Here is an 18,362-nt window from a genome sequence, read left to right as displayed (position 1 = left end):
CCTCTCGGCTTGTACCCTCTGGCGATATATGGCAAAACCTATCTCCATCATAACGCTTGTATGTCTTTTTGAAAAGGATAATTGACCTGTGCCCAAAAGTTACCGAATGACTGAAAAGCTTGAAATTCGTTGTTTTTTGCATTTTTGAACTCTACAATGAAATTAAACACTATATTTATCCACATACCCACAGGCTTGTGGATAGTTTGTTTATAACTATGTGAGCAACTACACGGTTATCCACAATTCTATACACAACATGTTAACAACCCGAATACTTGTTCGCTGAATAAACGATTTTGGAAGGAGTTATATAAGTAATGACTGACCATTCTCTCCAGCCCGATCTTGGGAATTTATCTGAGGAGGCTCAACATGAGCACTGGATGCGGGAGGCCATTGCCGAGGCCTACAAAGCTGAGGCTCTTGGGGAAGTGCCGATTGGAGCTGTAATCGTACAAAATAACCAAATTATCGGTCGGGGATACAATCTGCGTGAAACTACCCTGGATTCCACCGCCCATGCAGAGATGGTGGCTATTCGTCAGGCCAGCGAGACCATCGGAGCTTGGCGTTTGTTGGATTGTTCTCTGTACGTCACACTGGAACCTTGCCCGATGTGTGCAGGTGCAATTGTACAATCCAGGGTCCCCCGCGTAATCTATGGTACGGCTGATCCCAAGGCAGGCTGTGCAGGTACACTGATGAACCTGCTACAGGAGCCTCGTTTTAACCATCGCACCGAGGTGATCCAGGATATCCTTCAGCCTGAATGCTCCACGATGCTAACTCAATTTTTCAGACGTCTGCGTAAAAAATAACATTAATCATTGAATATCAACATTCCAATCGGAAAGGAAGTGTGCTGTAATGGCACTAACACTCTATGATACAGCCAACGGTATAAGCCTTCGGTTGCTCACACCCCAGGATACACAGTCCTATCTGGACCTGATTCAGATCACACGCGTCCCCTACCAGGCTGTAGAACCCGTGCGAGACGATGAATTCTATACACTGGATGCTCAGACTCGGCGGATTGAGGATCGGGTCAAGGCAGCAGAAGAAGGTACAGGATATCAATTTGGAATCTATACCATTAAAGACAGCCTGTTGATTGGACAAGTAAGTATCAACAATGTCGTACTGGGCGTTGCCAATTATGCGGATATGGGTTACTTTATCCATCCAGATTATCAGGGTGGAGGACGAATGACAGCAGCGGTTAAACTGGCAGTAGCTTATGGCTTCCGTGCGCTGAAGTTAAATCGGGTTCAGGCTGCGGTATTGCCCTCCAACAAAGGTTCACAGCGCGTACTGGAGAAGAACGGATTCCAGTTTGAAGGTACTGCTCGCAAATACCTCAAGATCAACGGCAAATATCAGGATCATCAGATCTATGCTGTACTTGCTGAAGACTTGGACGAACTTGCGAATTAATTGATTTAGAATTCCACCACAAAGCTGTCTGTATTTCCAATTCAACAATATAAAAATTTAATGTACAAAACCGCACTACTCTAGTTATGTAGGAGAGAGTGCGGTTTTATTTGTATAGATCGCCAGCCACGATTCAACTTCAAAGATCAATTATTTTGCGGATATCCCCTTACGCTGTGTAGCAAAAAAAACCGCCTGTATCCAAGCGGAAGGAGATTATCCTTCACTTGAATCACAGACGGTTTGAACTCAGCGAGATTAGTATCCGTATGAAGCGTTCATCAGTTCTTCGAACTCTTGCATAGTAATTACGTCATCGCCAGTAGGGATGTTGATTTTGAATGCTGCTTTTTCGTTAATCTTGGTGTACGTATTGGAACCGGTAAATGCCAATTTCACTTCGTCTTTTGTATCTTCTGGCTTGATCAGCACATCAGCGACCATCTTTTGATATACCGGGAAGTCGTTTTTGTCCAATGCGAAATCGATGTTGAATTGGTTAATTGTCAGAACATCTTTCAATTTGTCCAAGTCTTTAGCCATTTCAGTCTGATCCGCTTCAGTGATCTTCAGATCTTCTTTAGCTTTGTCGATATCAGCCTGATCCATTTGCAGCATTTCACGATATTCTTCTTTGGACAGAATATCCAATACTTTAGGCATTGCTTTTGTTACCAGTACAGTAACTGCTTCTTTAACATTGTCATTATTCACCGAGAATTGTACAACCTGCTTCGCATCTACACCTTCAGGAAGTTGTGCATCTTTGGTGTCTAGATTTTTGAAGAATTTAGCTTGATCGTACTCGCTCAGCACTGCGTCCATAACTTCGTTGCTCAGCTTTTGAGTTTTGGCTGCGTCCATAGCATCCGGGTTCCATTCCGTACCCTCTTGCTCAGCCAGTTCTTTCAGATCCAGCTCCAGGAATTTGCCAACAACATTCTCCGGAATCGGGAAGAACGGAATATTCGGCACTTTCACATAGAGTTTCTCTGCCGTCATCACCATTGGAATGTTAAAGGTCATACCCATATCGCCTTTAAGCTCGATGCCAAGAGTCATCTCGGTCTGCATTGGCTCACTTTGGTATACACCTGTTACATTCAACTGAGCATCCTTCAGCATGCTCATAAACTGAGTCATAGTAGGATCCGTTTGTGAAGCATCCCCAGGTTTATAGCTCAATTCATTAATTGTAAAGTTGGAACTCATTTCATACGAAGTCAATTTGGAAGCATTGGCCGCAGCCGTCTTCAATGCCTCTTTTGGTTCCTGCTTGCTGCTACATGCTGTCAATGCCATAGATACGGTCAACAGCAACGTAAGAAGAAGCGCCCCCATACGTTTAGTCATTTGTTTCTCTCCTCTCGTGATAACCCCAAAAAAAGTAATTCAATATCAATGATATACCATATCGTCAGATACCGAAACCTAATTTGGGAAAAATGTGATCTTTCCTCTTTAAAATGGCTACAAAGACCTATGTCAGCTTTGGGAATAAGCATGTCCTTGTCTTTATATATGTATGAATACGCAAAAGCCCCCTGTTAGGTAACAAGGGACTTTTGCGTGAATCTGTTTCTTCTATTAACCTTGGGGATTCAAATGATCCACATGATTTTGATTTTTTACTTTTTTAGAACCGGATAATGGTTCCTGCATGGAAGAGCGTTTGGATGAATGACGATGCTGTTCGGATGCTTGCGCTTCCGGTACGGGAATTGTTTTTGGTTTACTCATATTATTGCCCCCTCATCATTGTTAGGAATGGGATGGGTCCCTATCTTCCGTTTTGTCATGATTCAGTGCATCCTGATGACGGCGATCATTAATATCTTGCTGAATTTGCTGGGCATGATGACTGTTTACGGCAGGCTGCTCCAGATCATCGACTACATTTTGCAGGTTTTTGTCTACTCCCGCTTTGGCTTTAGTCAATTGAGTTCACTCCTTCAGATTTCAGGCTATTATCTCGTCTGGGATTGTAACGACTGGGCGCATTCATGAATGTGCCGTGTATAATCGTGAGCCAGTTCCTGAATCGGTTCTGTACGCTCATCCGTCGTTCGTCCATCCCGTTCCACATCAATCAGCTGTACGCTGACTTCACGGGAATCGACATATGCACATTTGAAATCAAAAGAGTACATCTCGTGCCCTGCTGTAGCAATGTGTATCCGAATCGCCTGCTGATCGGCTTCATCGGCCATTACCTGAGCCTGGTCTCCAACATTCAGGACTTGAGGCAAACGTTCTTGCCAAGCCCCTACAAGGTCTGTCTGATCGATGTTTAACTCGCGGTTCATCTTACCACCTCCACTCCTTTAAAGTGCGGCGATGAGGATGTTTTTATACATATTAACCTCATTCCAAATATAATGTTGTACTGTGCAACGTATACATCAGTCACCAACCTGTATACTCACTACATTTAACAAACTCACAACGCAAAAAAGGACCCAAGCGAGATCGCTCGAGTCCTTGTTATAAGTGTAGTATGGCGGAGAGGGTGGGATTCGAACCCACGTGGAGTTGCCCCCTAACGGTTTTCAAGACCGCCCCGTTATGACCGCTTCGGTACCTCTCCAGGGAATTAACTTTTATAAACTTGCCACGAAAAGTATCATACCACATCTCGACATTATAATGCAACCTTTTTTATATAAAAAATGATGATCCTGTATTAGACAACTGCCTCCGTTATACAAAACACTCCAATCCGCCATTCAGAAATGACGGATTGAATTTGTATTCCTCTTGATGAGGATGGTTAACTAACTCTTAAGAGCGACGTGCAATTACACTTGTGCCACCCATATAAGGACGCAATGCTTCAGGAATAACAACCGTACCATCTTCCTGTTGATAGTTCTCCAGGATAGCGGCTACCGTCCGTCCAACGGCCAATCCTGACCCGTTCAATGTATGAACAAATTCCGGTTTGGCTTTTGGCTCTCTGCGGAAACGGATATTGGCACGACGTGCCTGGAAGTCCTCACAGTTGGAGCACGAAGAAATCTCACGATAGGTATTGCTCTCAGGCAACCATACCTCAATATCATACGTTTTAGCTGAAGTGAAGCCCATATCTGCGGTACACAATGTCAGAACACGATACGGCAAGCCCAACAATTGAAGCACACGCTCCGCATTTTGAGTCATTTGCTCCAGCTCTTCATACGAAGTCTCTGGAGTAGAGAGCTTGAGCAGCTCTACTTTGTTAAACTGATGCTGACGAATCAATCCACGTGTATCCCGTCCAGCGGAACCGGCTTCAGAGCGGAAACAAGAGCTGTATGCCACAAAGTGCTTAGGCAATTGATCTACATTCAGAATCTCTTCGCGATGGTAGTTCGTTACCGGAACTTCAGCAGTAGGGATCAGATAATATTCAGTATCTTTTAACTTGAACAGATCTTCTTCAAACTTAGGCAGTTGACCTGTTCCAAACAAGCTGTCCCGATTAACGATGTATGGAGGCAGAATCTCTTCATATCCATGTTGATCACTGTGCAGATCCATCATGAAGTTAATCAATGCACGTTCCAGACGCGCACCCAGACCTTTATAAAAGGTAAAACGGGAACCTGTTACTTTGGCAGCCGCCTCAAAATCAAGAATATCGAGATCCTGCGCAATTTCCCAGTGTGCTTTCGGTGCAAAAGTAAATGACTTCGGCTCTTCCCAACGACGAATCTCAACATTGTCGTCTTCAGAAGCTCCAGTAGGTACACTTTCGTTAGGAATGTTCGGAATCGCCATTGTGAGATCATTGATCTTCACTTCCAGTTCCCGAACTTCTTCGTCCATAGCTTTGATTCGATCAGAGACATCGCGCATCTCCACAATCAGATCATCAGCATTCTCACGATTCTTCTTCAGTCTAGCAACTTCCGCGGAGACTGTATTCCGACGACTCTTCAGCGTTTCACTCTCTTGAAGCAATTCCCGACGCTTGGCATCCATCTCGGTAAATCCAGCGATAAGATCCAGAGATTTGCCACGTTTAGTCAATGCTTCTTCTACACGTGCATACTCATTCCGCAATATTTTCACATCAAGCACGATATACCCCTCCTAAATAACCTCACAACGTGAAGCCTTATGTTAAATCCATTCTCAAAACTCTACTGTATATACCTTACTATATACTTATCGGAACCTGTAACCCAAAAAACAACCTATATCCCCGGTGTCACCCTCCGCTGCGATTCCCGCTTTGAAGCAGATACAAGCAACATCAGGCATCCGTTCAGATGCAACTGCCATCCAGTGGCCTTACAAGGCTTCTGGGGAAGTGATCCGATGACCGGGAGATCATAGGTTGTACATCATGTATTATTTAGAGTCTACCGTATGTTTGTAGGATCTGGCCATGTCTACAAAATAAGTATGCAGACGATAGTCATCCGTCAATTCCGGATGGTAGGAGCAAGCCAGCAAATGCCCCTGACGAGCAGTAACAATCTCATCCTTGTATGTGGAGAGAACTTCGACCTGGTCTCCGACACTCTCGATCAAGGGTGCCCGTATAAATACAGCTCTTACCGTTTCCTCAATGCCTTTGACTGGCAAATCCGTCTCAAAACTTTCTCTCTGCCGTCCAAATGCATTTCGGGATACAGTCATATCCATTAGCTCCAAATGAGCTTCTTCTTGCCCTGCAATGTGTTTAGCCATAACGATCAAGCCAGCACAGGTACCAAATACCGGTTTGCCCTCAGCAGCAAACGCGCGAATGGCATCCATAAACCCATACTTGCGCATCAGTTTACCGATCGTTGTGCTTTCCCCGCCAGGAAGGATAAGACCGTCCAAGTCCTCCAATTGCTGGACCTGTTTGATAGCTATACCTTCTGCTCCAGCACGTTCAATACTTCGAATATGCTCTGTTACAGCTCCTTGAAGTGCTAAAACGCCGATCTTCATACGCTCATTCCCCTTCTCTTACCAGCCACGATCTTGCATATGGTAAACGAACATTGTACTTTTTTTACTTCATCATACGTGAATTCTAACTTGATATTTTACCGGAAAAATTGTAAATATACAATCCATCCGGTCGGAAATATAGACTAAAAGAGATTTTTAATTCCGTCAAAGAGATCCACGAAGAAATCTTTCACAGCACGGAAGAACAAACGGAACCATCCGCCTTTTTCAGCCTCTTCAGCAGTGATCAAGTTCACTGTTTTTTCCTGAGGTTCAATTCCTTCTGCTTTATACGTGTACGTTACTGTACCAACCTTTGTACCTGCCTTGATTGGTGCTACCAGCTTGTCAGCCTCAGTTACGTTAGCTTTGAAGGTCACATCCAGGTTCTGAGTACCTTTGGGAACAACGAAACTTACCGCATTATCTGTTACGACAGGAACCGTTGTTTCTTTACCTTTTTTCAAAGGTACCGCTTCCCAGCCCGTCACTTTGGTCTTGCCTGCGACAGCCTGCTTCACTTCAAAGTTGTTAAATCCATAGTCCAATACCTTTTTAGTTTCTCTGAAACGTGCGGATTCCGAATCTGTGCCCATAACAACACTAATTAGACGCATACCGTTACGTTCTGCTGTACCTGTAAAGTTATTACCTGCGTTCGTGGTATGGCCTGTTTTCATTCCATCCAGACCTTCATAGGCATAGCTTTTGAAATTGGTTATATTTTTATTCGCTTCCAGCATCCAGTTGTAATTGATAATTGGGGCTTTATCATTTGGACGGAACTTGTAGGATTGAATCGTTGTAAATTCTGTGTAGTCCGGGTGATCCATAATGATGTATCGGCATAGAATTGCAGCATCCAGAGCGGACATCACAGTTTCCTTGTCTTCAGCTGGGCGGAAGTCGGCAGGCATATCTGCTCGATCCAGACCGGAAGAGTTGATGAAGAAGGTATCCTTCATGCCCATACGCTTCGCTTCATCATTCATCATTTTCACGAAAGCTTCTTCCGAACCGGCAACATGTTCTGCCAAAGCAACCGTAGCATCATTGGCAGAGCCAACAGCCATAGCAATATAGAGATCCTTAACTGTGTGCTGGTCACCTTCCGCGAGGAAAATTCGCGACCCGATACTTTGTGCAGCATTCTTTTTGACAGTTACAATATCGTCCCAGCTGAATTTTCCTTGTTTGACCTGTTCTGCGACAATGTACTCTGTCATCATCTTGGTCATACTTGCAGGTGGCATCGCTTTATCCGCATCAACATTAAGTAGAATCTGTCCCGTTGAGGCTTCCATAAGCACCGCTGATCTAACCTCAAGCCCAAGTGAGTCTACCCCAGGCACCTGTACAGCTTTCTCCGTCTTCGTTGTTGTTGCCGCAGCAGTCAGAACCTGACCGGAGTTATCCGCAGCAGCCATGACCGGCATTACTGCAGACATGCAAAGCATGTTAATTAGCATTACCGATGCTACGCTCTTTTTGAGCATTTGGTGTTTCTTTTTATTCATGTGTTTGGCTTTCAATGATGAATACTCCCTTCGATCCAAAGCATTGTTAATTGCTTCAGTGCAGCTTATGCTGCGATTTTCTTGTTCCCTAACCTGCGTGGTTGATGTATGAGATGTGTACTATATGCGCTGTATCGAACGAGCAATATTATTGCTCCTAAAGTTCGTTATCGATTGTCACTTAGTCCGCATTTTGCAAATGCTTATGTAAAAGGACGTCCGCGCTTCTGTTTAACTGGCAGCCTTTTCTGGCACTGCATTTGCTTTTCAAAACCATATTCATAGATTCACGTCAAATAGCCGCCGCAACGCCTTAATCCACCCTTGGATCGTCACCGCTTGTTCTATTCTATCACAGGGGTATCTGCAAAAAAAGACAGACCCGGTGAAAATCACCGAGCCTGTCCTGGAAATGATTAACTCTCTTCCGATTACAACGAGTAGTTAGGTGCTTCTTTGGTAATCTGTACATCATGGGGATGACTTTCGCGCAGTCCCGCACCTGTAATTCGGATAAAGCCTGTATCGTTACGAAGTTGCTCCAAGTTACTTGTACCACAGTATCCCATACCCGAACGCAGACCACCAATCAGTTGGTGGATCGTATCAGACAGTGGTCCTTTGTAAGCGACACGACCTTCGATTCCTTCCGGAACCAGTTTCTTGTCATCATCTTGGAAGTAACGATCTTTACTACCTTGTTTCATTGCAGCCATTGAACCCATACCGCGATAAACTTTGTAGCTACGTCCTTGGAAGATTTCAGTTTCCCCCGGGCTTTCCGCTGTGCCGGCAAACAAACTTCCCAGCATCACCGCGTGTGCGCCTGCAGCCAGTGCCTTCGTAATCTCACCAGAATATTTAATTCCGCCATCCGCGATAATCGGAACTCCATATTCGCGTGCCACTGTTGCACAGTCGTAGACTGCAGTTACTTGAGGTACACCAATACCAGCGATTACACGTGTTGTACATATCGAACCTGGACCAATACCCACTTTGACTACCGAAGCCCCTGCTTCGATCAGATCACGAGTGGCTGCGCCAGTAGCAACGTTACCTGCAACGATAGTCAGACTAGGGAAACGTTCACGAAGCTGACGTACAGCTTCAATGATATTGATGTGGTGTCCGTGCGCCGAGTCTACCGTAATCAGATCGACACCAGCTTGTACCAAAGCATCTGCACGTTCAAATGTATCTTTGGAAATACCAATCGCTGCACCAACCAACAAACGTCCTTGAGCGTCTTTGGCTGCATGAGGGAATTGAATGGCTTTTTCAATATCTTTAATGGTGATAAGACCTTTCAATGTGTTTGTCTCATCAACTAATGGAAGTTTCTCAATCTTGTGCTTCTGAAGGATACCCTCAGCTTCTTGTAATGTGGTGCCAACAGGAGCGGTGACCAGATTCTCACGAGTCATGACTTCGCTAATTTTGATGCCGTAATCATGGATAAAACGCAAATCGCGGTTGGTCAAAATACCAACCAGCTTCTGATCTCCTTCAATAATAGGTACACCGGAGATCCGATATTTCGCCATTACTGCTTCCGCATCAGATACCAGATGATCTGCAGTCAGTGAGAATGGATTCGTAATAACACCACTCTCCGAACGTTTAACACGGTCTACTTCTTCTGCCTGTTGTTCAACCGACATATTTTTATGGATAATACCGATACCGCCTTCACGTGCAATGGCAATAGCCAATGTCGCTTCAGTTACCGTATCCATGCCCGCACTGATCAAAGGAATATTTAGCTTTACAGTATCGCTCAAACGAATAGATACATCTACTTCTTTAGGCAGTGTCTCGGATTTCCGTGGCACTAGCAATACATCATCAAAGGTGAGGCCTTCCTTACCAAATTTATCTTCCCACACGCAAGTGTTCCTCCTTATGTTTGCTCAGCTTTACGGTCCAAAACCCGAAGATTCCAGGCTGTATTTTACGCCGAAAATACGTTTTCTGAAAAATTTATTATTGCCATCTTAGCAAAGCGATATTTAGACTGTCAAGGAAAAGTACTTGGTTATATCAGGTGTATTGCCTGATGAACACAACTGTTTTTCCAGAGCGGACAAGTCTAGTTGTTACGCAAAAAAACGTCAATTCGTATCGAATAACGTTACTTTTATACATACTATTGTGCTGATAAATCACCAAATTCAATCTGTATTTTAATACCATACTGCATAATATAACTATATAATAAAAACCACCACCGAATAACATCGGCAGTGGTTCTTTGCTTGGCGGCGTCCTACTCTCCCAGGACCCTGCGGTCCAAGTACCATCGGCGCTAGAGGGCTTAACGGTCGTGTTCGGGATGGGTACGTGTGGAACCCCTCCGCCATCGCCACCAAACGCGTAGCTTACATTTCAGAGTGTTGTTCTCTGAAAACTAGATTCGAAACGAAACATGCGAATTATCACTTGCTATTGGATAAGCCCTCGACCGATTAGTACTGGTCAGCTCCATGCATTGCTGCACTTCCACCCCCAGCCTATCTACCTCGTCGTCTTCAAGGGGTCTTACATACTGGGAAATCTCATCTTGAGGGGGGCTTCACGCTTAGATGCTTTCAGCGTTTATCCCGTCCGTACATAGCTACCCAGCGGTGCTCCTGGCGGAACAACTGGTACACCAGCGGTACGTCCATCCCGGTCCTCTCGTACTAAGGACAGCTCCTCTCAAATTTCCTACGCCCACGACAGATAGGGACCGAACTGTCTCACGACGTTCTGAACCCAGCTCGCGTACCGCTTTAATGGGCGAACAGCCCAACCCTTGGGACCTACTTCAGCCCCAGGATGCGATGAGCCGACATCGAGGTGCCAAACCTCCCCGTCGATGTGGACTCTTGGGGGAGATAAGCCTGTTATCCCCAGGGTAGCTTTTATCCGTTGAGCGATGGCCCTTCCATGCGGTACCACCGGATCACTAAGCCCGACTTTCGTCCCTGCTCGACTTGTAGGTCTCGCAGTCAAGCTCCCTTATGCCTTTGCACTCTTCGAATGATTTCCAACCATTCTGAGGGAACCTTTGGGCGCCTCCGTTACTCTTTAGGAGGCGACCGCCCCAGTCAAACTGCCCACCTGACACTGTCCCCGCACCGGATTACGGTACCAGGTTAGAACCTAGATACGATCAGGGTGGTATCCCAACGTTGCCTCCATGCAAGCTGGCGCTCACACTTCAAAGGCTCCCACCTATCCTGTACAGATCGTACCCAAATTCAATATCAAGCTGCAGTAAAGCTCCATGGGGTCTTTCCGTCTTGTCGCGGGTAACCTGCATCTTCACAGGTATTAAAATTTCACCGGATCTCTCGTTGAGACAGCGCCCAAGTCGTTACGCCATTCGTGCGGGTCAGAATTTACCTGACAAGGAATTTCGCTACCTTAGGACCGTTATAGTTACGGCCGCCGTTTACTGGGGCTTCGGTTCACAGCTTCGGGATTACTCCCTAACCACTCCCCTTAACCTTCCAGCACCGGGCAGGCGTCAGCCCGTATACTTCGCCTTACGGCTTCGCACAGACCTGTGTTTTTGCTAAACAGTCGCTTGGGCCTTTTCACTGCGGCCCCCTCGTGCTATTCACACTACCGGGGCACCCCTTCTCCCGAAGTTACGGGGTCATTTTGCCGAGTTCCTTAACGAGAGTTCTTCCGCGCGCCTTAGAATACTCTTCTCGCCTACCTGTGTCGGTTTGCGGTACGGGCACCATCACCTGGCTAGAGGCTTTTCTTGGCAGTGTGAGATCATGACCTTCGCTACTATAATTTTCGCTCCCCATCACAGCTCAGCCTTACAATGTGCGGATTTGCCTACACATCAGCCTCACTGCTTAGACGGACATCCATCAGTCCGCGTCACTACCCTACTGCGTCCCCCCATTGCTCATAACGGCTTACGGTGGTACAGGAATTTCGACCTGTTGTCCTTCGACTACGCCTTTCGGCCTCGCCTTAGGTCCCGACTTACCCTGAGCGGACGAGCCTTCCTCAGGAACCCTTAGGCTTTCGGCGGATCAGATTCTCACTGATCTTTTCGTTACTCATACCGGCATTCTCACTTGTATAATGTCCAGCGCTCCTTACGGTACACCTTCAACCCTTATACAACGCTCCCCTACCCCTGATGCAAAGCATCAAGCCATAGCTTCGGTGGTGTGTTTAGCCCCGTTACATTTTCGGCGCAGAGTCACTCGACCAGTGAGCTATTACGCACTCTTTAAATGATGGCTGCTTCTAAGCCAACATCCTGGTTGTCTGTGCAACTCCACATCCTTTCCCACTTAACACACACTTGGGGACCTTAGCTGATGGTCTGGGCTGTTTCCCTTTTGACAATGGATCTTAGCACTCACTGTCTGACTCCCGGAAGTAAGTCTATGGCATTCGGAGTTTGACTGAGCTTGGTAACCCTTGCGGGCCCCGCACCCAATCAGTGCTCTACCTCCACGACTCTGTTTTCCGAGGCTAGCCCTAAAGCTATTTCGGGGAGAACCAGCTATCTCCGAGTTCGATTGGAATTTCTCCGCTACCCCCACCTCATCCCCGCATTTTTCAACATGCGTGGGTTCGGGCCTCCAGTGCGTGTTACCGCACCTTCACCCTGGACAGGGGTAGATCACCCGGTTTCGGGTCTACGTCCACGTACTAAGTCGCCCTATTCAGACTCGCTTTCGCTGCGGCTCCGGCTCTTCACCTTAACCTTGCACGGGAACGTAACTCGCCGGTTCATTCTACAAAAGGCACGCCATCACCCCTAAAACGGGCTCTGACTTTTTGTAAGCACACGGTTTCAGGTTCTATTTCACTCCCCTTCCGGGGTGCTTTTCACCTTTCCCTCACGGTACTGCTTCACTATCGGTCGCTAGGAAGTATTTAGCCTTGGCAGATGGTCCTGCCGGATTCATACGGGGTTTCACGTGCCCCGCACTACTCGGGATCCGTCTCGGAGGGAACCAACTTTCAACTACAGGGCTTTTACCTTCTTTGGCGGGCCTTTCCAGACCTCTTCGCTTAACCGGTTCCTTTGTAACTCCATGTGAGACGTCCCACAACCCCAAAGAGCAAGCTCTCTGGTTTGGGCTTCTCCGCGTTCGCTCGCCGCTACTGACGGAATCACTATTGTTTTCTCTTCCTCAGGGTACTTAGATGTTTCAGTTCCCCTGGTATGCCTCTACATAACCTATGTATTCAGTTATGAGTAACTGGAAATTACCCCAGCTGGGTTTCCCCATTCGGACACCCCCGGATCAAAGCTTGCTTACAGCTCCCCGAGGCAGTTTCGTTGTTCGCCACGTCCTTCATCGGCTCCTAGCGCCTAGGCATCCTCCGTGTGCTCTTAGTAGCTTAACCTCGTGCTCCGGTTTCGACTGCTCGCTTCCCTTGTTTTGCTTGCGCAAAGCCAAAAGTCGCTCTCACCCGATACCATCGTACGTGCAATCTACCGTTTTTATTTAAACTTGTTTAACACAAGTTCAGCTAAAAAGGAATGTTCTAATTCGCGTTTGTTTCGTTTCGATATCTAGTTTTCAAAGAACAAGCTCCATGCAAAAGCAAGCTGTTTTGAGAGTTTGAGCTCTCAAAACCGAACAACGAGTGAGTAGTTTGTGCAGATCTAGTCTGCGATTTGAATGTTTCCACTCGGGAAACGATTCTCCATAGAAAGGAGGTGATCCAGCCGCACCTTCCGATACGGCTACCTTGTTACGACTTCACCCCAATCATCTATCCCACCTTCGGCGGCTGGCTCCTTGCGGTTACCCCACCGACTTCGGGTGTTATAAACTCTCGTGGTGTGACGGGCGGTGTGTACAAGACCCGGGAACGTATTCACCGCGGCATGCTGATCCGCGATTACTAGCAATTCCGACTTCATGCAGGCGAGTTGCAGCCTGCAATCCGAACTGAGACCGGCTTTGTTGGGATTGGCTCCATCTCGCGATTTCGCAGCCCGTTGTACCGGCCATTGTAGTACGTGTGTAGCCCAGGTCATAAGGGGCATGATGATTTGACGTCATCCCCACCTTCCTCCGGTTTGTCACCGGCAGTCTATCTAGAGTGCCCACCCGAAGTGCTGGCAACTAAATATAAGGGTTGCGCTCGTTGCGGGACTTAACCCAACATCTCACGACACGAGCTGACGACAACCATGCACCACCTGTCTCCTCTGTCCCGAAGGAAAGGTACATCTCTGTACCGGTCAGAGGGATGTCAAGACCTGGTAAGGTTCTTCGCGTTGCTTCGAATTAAACCACATACTCCACTGCTTGTGCGGGTCCCCGTCAATTCCTTTGAGTTTCAGTCTTGCGACCGTACTCCCCAGGCGGAGTGCTTAATGTGTTAACTTCGGCACCAAGGGTATCGAAACCCCTAACACCTAGCACTCATCGTTTACGGCGTGGACTACCAGGGTATCTAATCCTGTTTGCTCCCCACGCTTTCGCGCCTCAGCGTCAGTTACAGCCCAGAGAGTCGCCTTCGCCACTGGTGTTCCTCCACATATCTACGCATTTCACCGCTACACGTGGAATTCCACTCTCCTCTTCTGCACTCAAGTCACCCAGTTTCCAGTGCGATCCGGGGTTGAGCCCCGGGATTAAACACCAGACTTAAATGACCGCCTGCGCGCGCTTTACGCCCAATAATTCCGGACAACGCTTGCCCCCTACGTATTACCGCGGCTGCTGGCACGTAGTTAGCCGGGGCTTTCTTCTCAGGTACCGTCACCTTGAGAGCAGTTACTCTCCCAAGCGTTCTTCCCTGGCAACAGAGCTTTACGATCCGAAAACCTTCATCACTCACGCGGCATTGCTCCGTCAGGCTTTCGCCCATTGCGGAAGATTCCCTACTGCTGCCTCCCGTAGGAGTCTGGGCCGTGTCTCAGTCCCAGTGTGGCCGATCACCCTCTCAGGTCGGCTACGCATCGTCGCCTTGGTGAGCCGTTACCCCACCAACTAGCTAATGCGCCGCAGGCCCATCCCCAAGTGACAGATTGCTCCGTCTTTCCAGTTCCCTTCAGGAGAAGAAAACAATTATTCGGTATTAGCTACCGTTTCCGGTAGTTGTCCCAAACTTGAGGGCAGGTTGCCTACGTGTTACTCACCCGTCCGCCGCTAAGTATCAAGGAAGCAAGCTTCCTATCAACTCCGCTCGACTTGCATGTATTAGGCATGCCGCCAGCGTTCGTCCTGAGCCAGGATCAAACTCTCCAATAAAGTATTGAAAAGAGCGATAAGCTCATTTTGAATCTGACGAGATTAAAAATCTCATTTGTGCTCCAGTCGATCCAAGCCAAGGCCTGTCTCAACTTTCGCGTTCATTCTGCAAGCAGAATGTTTACTCACTCGTTGTTCAGTTTTCAAAGATCAAACTTATTTTGCTACCGAGTGTTGTTATCCTCAGCAACTTTTATATCTTATCACATCCGTACCAACTTTGCAAGCTCTTTTTTTAAGTTTCTTTCGAAGCTTATTTCATTCGCTTGCCGCACCGTGTAAACTGTGTTTTCTTGGCCAGATTTAGAATATACCATGTACAGATTTGCATTGCAAGTCTTTTTTTGAATCTATATTAACAATCGGTTCGATTTAATACGGGGCGTACATACGGGATTCTCCCAACTTAGCCAGTTCGTATGCACGCTCACCCAGCTTTTTAATGTTTAACATTCCTAGCAGGAACCTTTCTTGGCCATAAACTATAACTAAAGCTTATCAGAAAATCGATTCCGAGTATTATTCCCCACACTCTGATCAGATTATCGAAGGCAGCTGTACGTTCAGCATCTCCGATCCACCATATCATGGCGAATAGAAAAGCACTTCCTATAGCCCAAGCCAATAGATGTCTAAACCATCCACTACGCTCACGACTCGCATGTTCTCTACCATATAACTTGTTTCTGCGAGGATTCTCTCCACCCTTGAACCAATATAGGAAATATCGATCCGCCCAAGCGATCATCTGGTGACCATAAGCAATGCTTGCTCCTATATACACCGCAGCTATGCCATGAATCATACTTGCTGTAGCTCCTCGCTGTAGATCCATAACTGTAGCTACCAGCAATAACAGATCAATAACCGGCGTCGCCATTAACAAACCGATACCTAACCGCTTCATACCAAGGAGATACCTTACACTCAGACCCGTGAACACAAACACCCAAAAGGCAATCTCACAACCTATAATGAAATAACCAATCATTTCAGCCTCTCCTTTTTTTGATACAAATGTATTAAATATAATTTAGCACGTGTGTACTATAATAATCAACAGTGATATACTATGCCTATGCCTAAAATTGTTGATCACGATAAACAGCGTATGCTCGTAGCCGAGGCAGCATGGCGTATTATACGGAGAGATGGCATGGAACAAGCCTCTGTTCGGAATATCGCTGAAGAAGCTGGAGTTTCGGTCGGTTCGATGCGTCACTACTTTTCTACTCAATCGGAATTACTACTATATGCTATGAATTTGGTATCTGAACGGGTGTCTCATCGAGTCCAACAAATGTCCTTCACCGGCTCTCCCATGGACAATATGAAATGCTTATTGCTCGAGTTCTTACCAAACACGGAAGAAAAACTGGCCGAAATGGAGGTGTGGTACGCTTTTACAGCCAGATCGAAAACCGATCCTGCACTCAAGGGACTTGCTAATACCGTATATGATGAACTTAGAAAAGCTGTAGGTTCTGTTATCACCTACTTGATTAAACTCGATCTCTCCAAACCTGATCTGGACAAAGAACTGGAGATCGAGAGATTGTATGCACTGGTGGATGGCTTGGGTATCCATACCGTGCTTAGACCAGATCAGATGAATGGCAGGCTCATGGACGATGTTCTCACCTTACATCTTGCTTCCTTGTGTCGTTAAACCAAAAAAACCGCAGCACATTCGTTGTGACTAAGGCCCGTTACGATAACAGGAGTTAGTTCTGAATGTCTGGCGGTTTTTCTTTTTATCCGATAATGATCCGGCCTTCCGGATGACGATACAGTTTCTTCTCTTTGCGCGGACGAAGGGCATACGCGATGGTTAATGGCCCAATCCGACCTACAAACATGGTAAAGGTAATAATGATTTTGCCCCAATTGGTCAACTCATTAGTCACTCCTACAGAAAGACCCACGGTACCGATTGCGGATGCAGCTTCAAACATCAGTGAAAGGAATGGCGCATCCTCTGTCGTAAGCAGAAGCATCACCACAATCATGAATATGATCAGAGAAACCATAATAATGGTCAGCGCCCTCATTAGTAGTTCTTTCGGAACACGCTGGCGGAAAAACACAATATCCTTATTTCCCCGAATCATGGCATACACTGCACCAATCATGATCAGGAATGTAGTCGTCTTGATCCCACCCCCTGTCGATCCCGGGGAAGCGCCGATGAACATCAGCAGAATGAAGAAAAATTGGGTAGCCTGCCTCATCTCCGTGATATCGATTGTACTTGTTCCCGACGAACGTGTAGAGACAGACTGGAAGAAGGACGCATAGATCTTCTCGCTCCAGGTGAGTGAAGCCAGTGTATGTCCATTGGTGAATTCGAAAACAAACAACACAATCGCTCCTATACCGATCAGTGCTCCGGATACAGACAGCACCAGTTTGGACTGAAGAGATAGACGACGGCGTTTACGATACTCAAACAGGTCATTCAATACTACAAATCCAAGTCCACCAGAGATAACGAGCACAGAAGCGGTCACATTGAATACCCAGTCTCCGGTGTAGTATTGGAAGCTGTTACCGAACAGATCAAATCCGCCATTATTAAACAGTGAAACAGAATGGAATATTCCATAGTATATAGCCTGACCAAATGACATCTCCGTTGCCCAGCGCAGCGCCAGTATGACGGCAGCCACCCCTTCAATGGTAAAGGAGAAAATCAACACTTTGCGGATAATGCGTACTATCCCTTCCATACTGTCTGCATTAATGGCTTCTTTGAGCAACAGCCTGTCCTTGAGCGAGATTCGTTTGCCCAACACTAGCGCAAAGAGAGTAGCCATAGTCATGAAGCCGAGTCCACCAAGCTGCATTAATACCATAATGACGATCTGACCAAACAAATTAAAGGTCGTCCCTACATCCACAACGACAAGTCCAGTCACACAAGCGGCAGAGGTTGATGTAAAGAGCGCATCAATAAACGCCAAATGCATACCGCTTTGGTTGGAGATTGGCAACATGAGAAGCACCGTTCCCATCGCAATGATAAGCAGAAAACCACCGACCAGAATTAACGGAGGAGATAAGAATTTGGCAAAGTGAAGCCTGAACTTCATGAAGGGCACCTCTTTTAACAAAATACGAACAGGTTAATCTAACAAATTCAAGACGCGGTGTTACCCTAATGGTGTGCTGAGAGCAAGGGCCATCTGACAAACTTTATTTTTAGCGTCTATGTAAACCTAAAGAGGAACTTGCC

At 46.6% G+C, this 18,362-nt stretch carries 13 protein-coding genes, 1 tRNA gene and 3 rRNA genes; 3 read left to right on the top strand and 14 right to left on the bottom strand.

Going from position 1 to position 18,362, the window contains the following annotated elements; translation table 11 throughout:
* The first annotated feature begins 320 nt into the window (after positions 1-320).
* A complete protein-coding gene (tadA, locus tag AC4E8D_RS00475) occupies positions 321-821 on the top strand; it encodes a tRNA adenosine(34) deaminase TadA (RefSeq protein ID WP_490205714.1) in 501 nt (166 codons plus the stop codon).
* Positions 822-870: 49 nt separating this feature from the next.
* Positions 871-1,440 (top strand): GNAT family N-acetyltransferase, encoded by a 570-nt coding sequence (locus AC4E8D_RS00470; protein ID WP_341005692.1) that lies wholly within the window; start codon positions 871-873, stop codon positions 1,438-1,440.
* Between the two features lie 258 nt (positions 1,441-1,698).
* Here AC4E8D_RS00470 and AC4E8D_RS00465 read toward each other — a convergent pair whose 3' ends face one another.
* From AC4E8D_RS00465 to AC4E8D_RS00405, 13 genes are all read right to left on the bottom strand, one after another.
* Positions 1,699-2,793, bottom strand: coding sequence for a hypothetical protein (locus AC4E8D_RS00465; protein ID WP_490205713.1), 1,095 nt, complete (start codon positions 2,791-2,793; stop codon positions 1,699-1,701).
* A 234-nt stretch (positions 2,794-3,027) separates the two neighbouring features.
* Entirely contained in the window at positions 3,028-3,180 is a 153-nt protein-coding gene (locus tag AC4E8D_RS00460; protein WP_036607296.1) for a small acid-soluble spore protein P, read from the bottom strand.
* Positions 3,181-3,201: 21 nt separating this feature from the next.
* Positions 3,202-3,378 carry a hypothetical protein gene (locus AC4E8D_RS00455; RefSeq protein ID WP_017691325.1) on the bottom strand — a complete coding sequence of 59 codons (177 nt, stop codon included), beginning with the start codon at positions 3,376-3,378 and terminating at the stop codon, positions 3,202-3,204.
* A gap of 29 nt (positions 3,379-3,407) precedes the next feature.
* Positions 3,408-3,746: a hypothetical protein gene (locus tag AC4E8D_RS00450; protein ID WP_490205712.1), complete on the bottom strand. Its 339-nt coding sequence runs from the start codon at positions 3,744-3,746 to the stop codon at positions 3,408-3,410.
* Positions 3,747-3,938: 192 nt separating this feature from the next.
* Positions 3,939-4,027: transfer RNA gene (locus AC4E8D_RS00445), tRNA-Ser, on the bottom strand.
* A 194-nt stretch (positions 4,028-4,221) separates the two neighbouring features.
* A complete protein-coding gene (gene serS / locus AC4E8D_RS00440; RefSeq protein WP_490205711.1) occupies positions 4,222-5,505 on the bottom strand; it encodes a serine--tRNA ligase in 1,284 nt (427 codons plus the stop codon).
* A gap of 273 nt (positions 5,506-5,778) precedes the next feature.
* Entirely contained in the window at positions 5,779-6,369 is a 591-nt protein-coding gene (gene pdxT, locus AC4E8D_RS00435; protein WP_036671585.1) for a pyridoxal 5'-phosphate synthase glutaminase subunit PdxT, read from the bottom strand.
* Between the two features lie 146 nt (positions 6,370-6,515).
* On the bottom strand, positions 6,516-7,904 hold the full coding sequence (locus AC4E8D_RS00430; RefSeq protein ID WP_490205710.1) for a D-alanyl-D-alanine carboxypeptidase family protein: 1,389 nt from the start codon (positions 7,902-7,904) through the stop codon (positions 6,516-6,518).
* Between the two features lie 416 nt (positions 7,905-8,320).
* Entirely contained in the window at positions 8,321-9,778 is a 1,458-nt protein-coding gene (gene guaB, locus AC4E8D_RS00425) for an IMP dehydrogenase (RefSeq protein WP_017691330.1), read from the bottom strand.
* Between the two features lie 367 nt (positions 9,779-10,145).
* A 5S ribosomal RNA gene (gene rrf, locus AC4E8D_RS00420) occupies positions 10,146-10,262 on the bottom strand.
* 75 nt (positions 10,263-10,337) lie between these two features.
* Positions 10,338-13,265 (bottom strand): 23S ribosomal RNA (locus AC4E8D_RS00415).
* A gap of 309 nt (positions 13,266-13,574) precedes the next feature.
* A 16S ribosomal RNA gene (locus AC4E8D_RS00410) occupies positions 13,575-15,127 on the bottom strand.
* The 16S, 23S and 5S rRNA genes sit together here, the layout of an rRNA operon.
* 439 nt (positions 15,128-15,566) lie before the next feature.
* Positions 15,567-16,118: a hypothetical protein gene (locus tag AC4E8D_RS00405; RefSeq protein WP_221825791.1), complete on the bottom strand. Its 552-nt coding sequence runs from the start codon at positions 16,116-16,118 to the stop codon at positions 15,567-15,569.
* Positions 16,119-16,205: 87 nt separating this feature from the next.
* On the opposite strand from AC4E8D_RS00405, the gene AC4E8D_RS00400 reads away from it, so the two are divergent.
* On the top strand, positions 16,206-16,796 hold the full coding sequence (locus AC4E8D_RS00400) for a TetR/AcrR family transcriptional regulator (protein WP_221825794.1): 591 nt from the start codon (positions 16,206-16,208) through the stop codon (positions 16,794-16,796).
* 85 nt (positions 16,797-16,881) lie between these two features.
* Here the strand turns inward: AC4E8D_RS00400 and AC4E8D_RS00395 are convergent, their stop codons facing one another.
* On the bottom strand, positions 16,882-18,219 hold the full coding sequence (locus tag AC4E8D_RS00395) for a TrkH family potassium uptake protein (RefSeq protein WP_339306377.1): 1,338 nt from the start codon (positions 18,217-18,219) through the stop codon (positions 16,882-16,884).
* Between the last annotated feature and the right edge of the window lie 143 nt (positions 18,220-18,362).

It is taken from the genome of Paenibacillus sp. SRL342, assembly GCF_984798905.1.
This window is presented reverse-complemented; position numbering and strand designations above follow the sequence as displayed.

Excerpts from the sequence above, each read along its gene's own strand:
- tadA (WP_490205714.1), top strand. The coding sequence starts at position 321 with ATGACTGACCATTCTCTCCAGCCCGATCTTGGGAATTTATCTGAGGAG.
- AC4E8D_RS00470 (WP_341005692.1), top strand. The coding sequence starts at position 871 with ATGGCACTAACACTCTATGATACAGCCAACGGTATAAGCCTTCGGTTG.
- AC4E8D_RS00465 (WP_490205713.1), bottom strand. The coding sequence starts at position 2,793 with ATGACTAAACGTATGGGGGCGCTTCTTCTTACGTTGCTGTTGACCGTA.
- AC4E8D_RS00460 (WP_036607296.1), bottom strand. The coding sequence starts at position 3,180 with ATGAGTAAACCAAAAACAATTCCCGTACCGGAAGCGCAAGCATCCGAA.
- AC4E8D_RS00450 (WP_490205712.1), bottom strand. The coding sequence starts at position 3,746 with ATGAACCGCGAGTTAAACATCGATCAGACAGACCTTGTAGGGGCTTGG.
- pdxT (WP_036671585.1), bottom strand. The coding sequence starts at position 6,369 with ATGAAGATCGGCGTTTTAGCACTTCAAGGAGCTGTAACAGAGCATATT.
- AC4E8D_RS00405 (WP_221825791.1), bottom strand. The coding sequence starts at position 16,118 with ATGATTGGTTATTTCATTATAGGTTGTGAGATTGCCTTTTGGGTGTTT.
- AC4E8D_RS00400 (WP_221825794.1), top strand. The coding sequence starts at position 16,206 with ATGCCTAAAATTGTTGATCACGATAAACAGCGTATGCTCGTAGCCGAG.
- AC4E8D_RS00395 (WP_339306377.1), bottom strand. The coding sequence starts at position 18,219 with ATGAAGTTCAGGCTTCACTTTGCCAAATTCTTATCTCCTCCGTTAATT.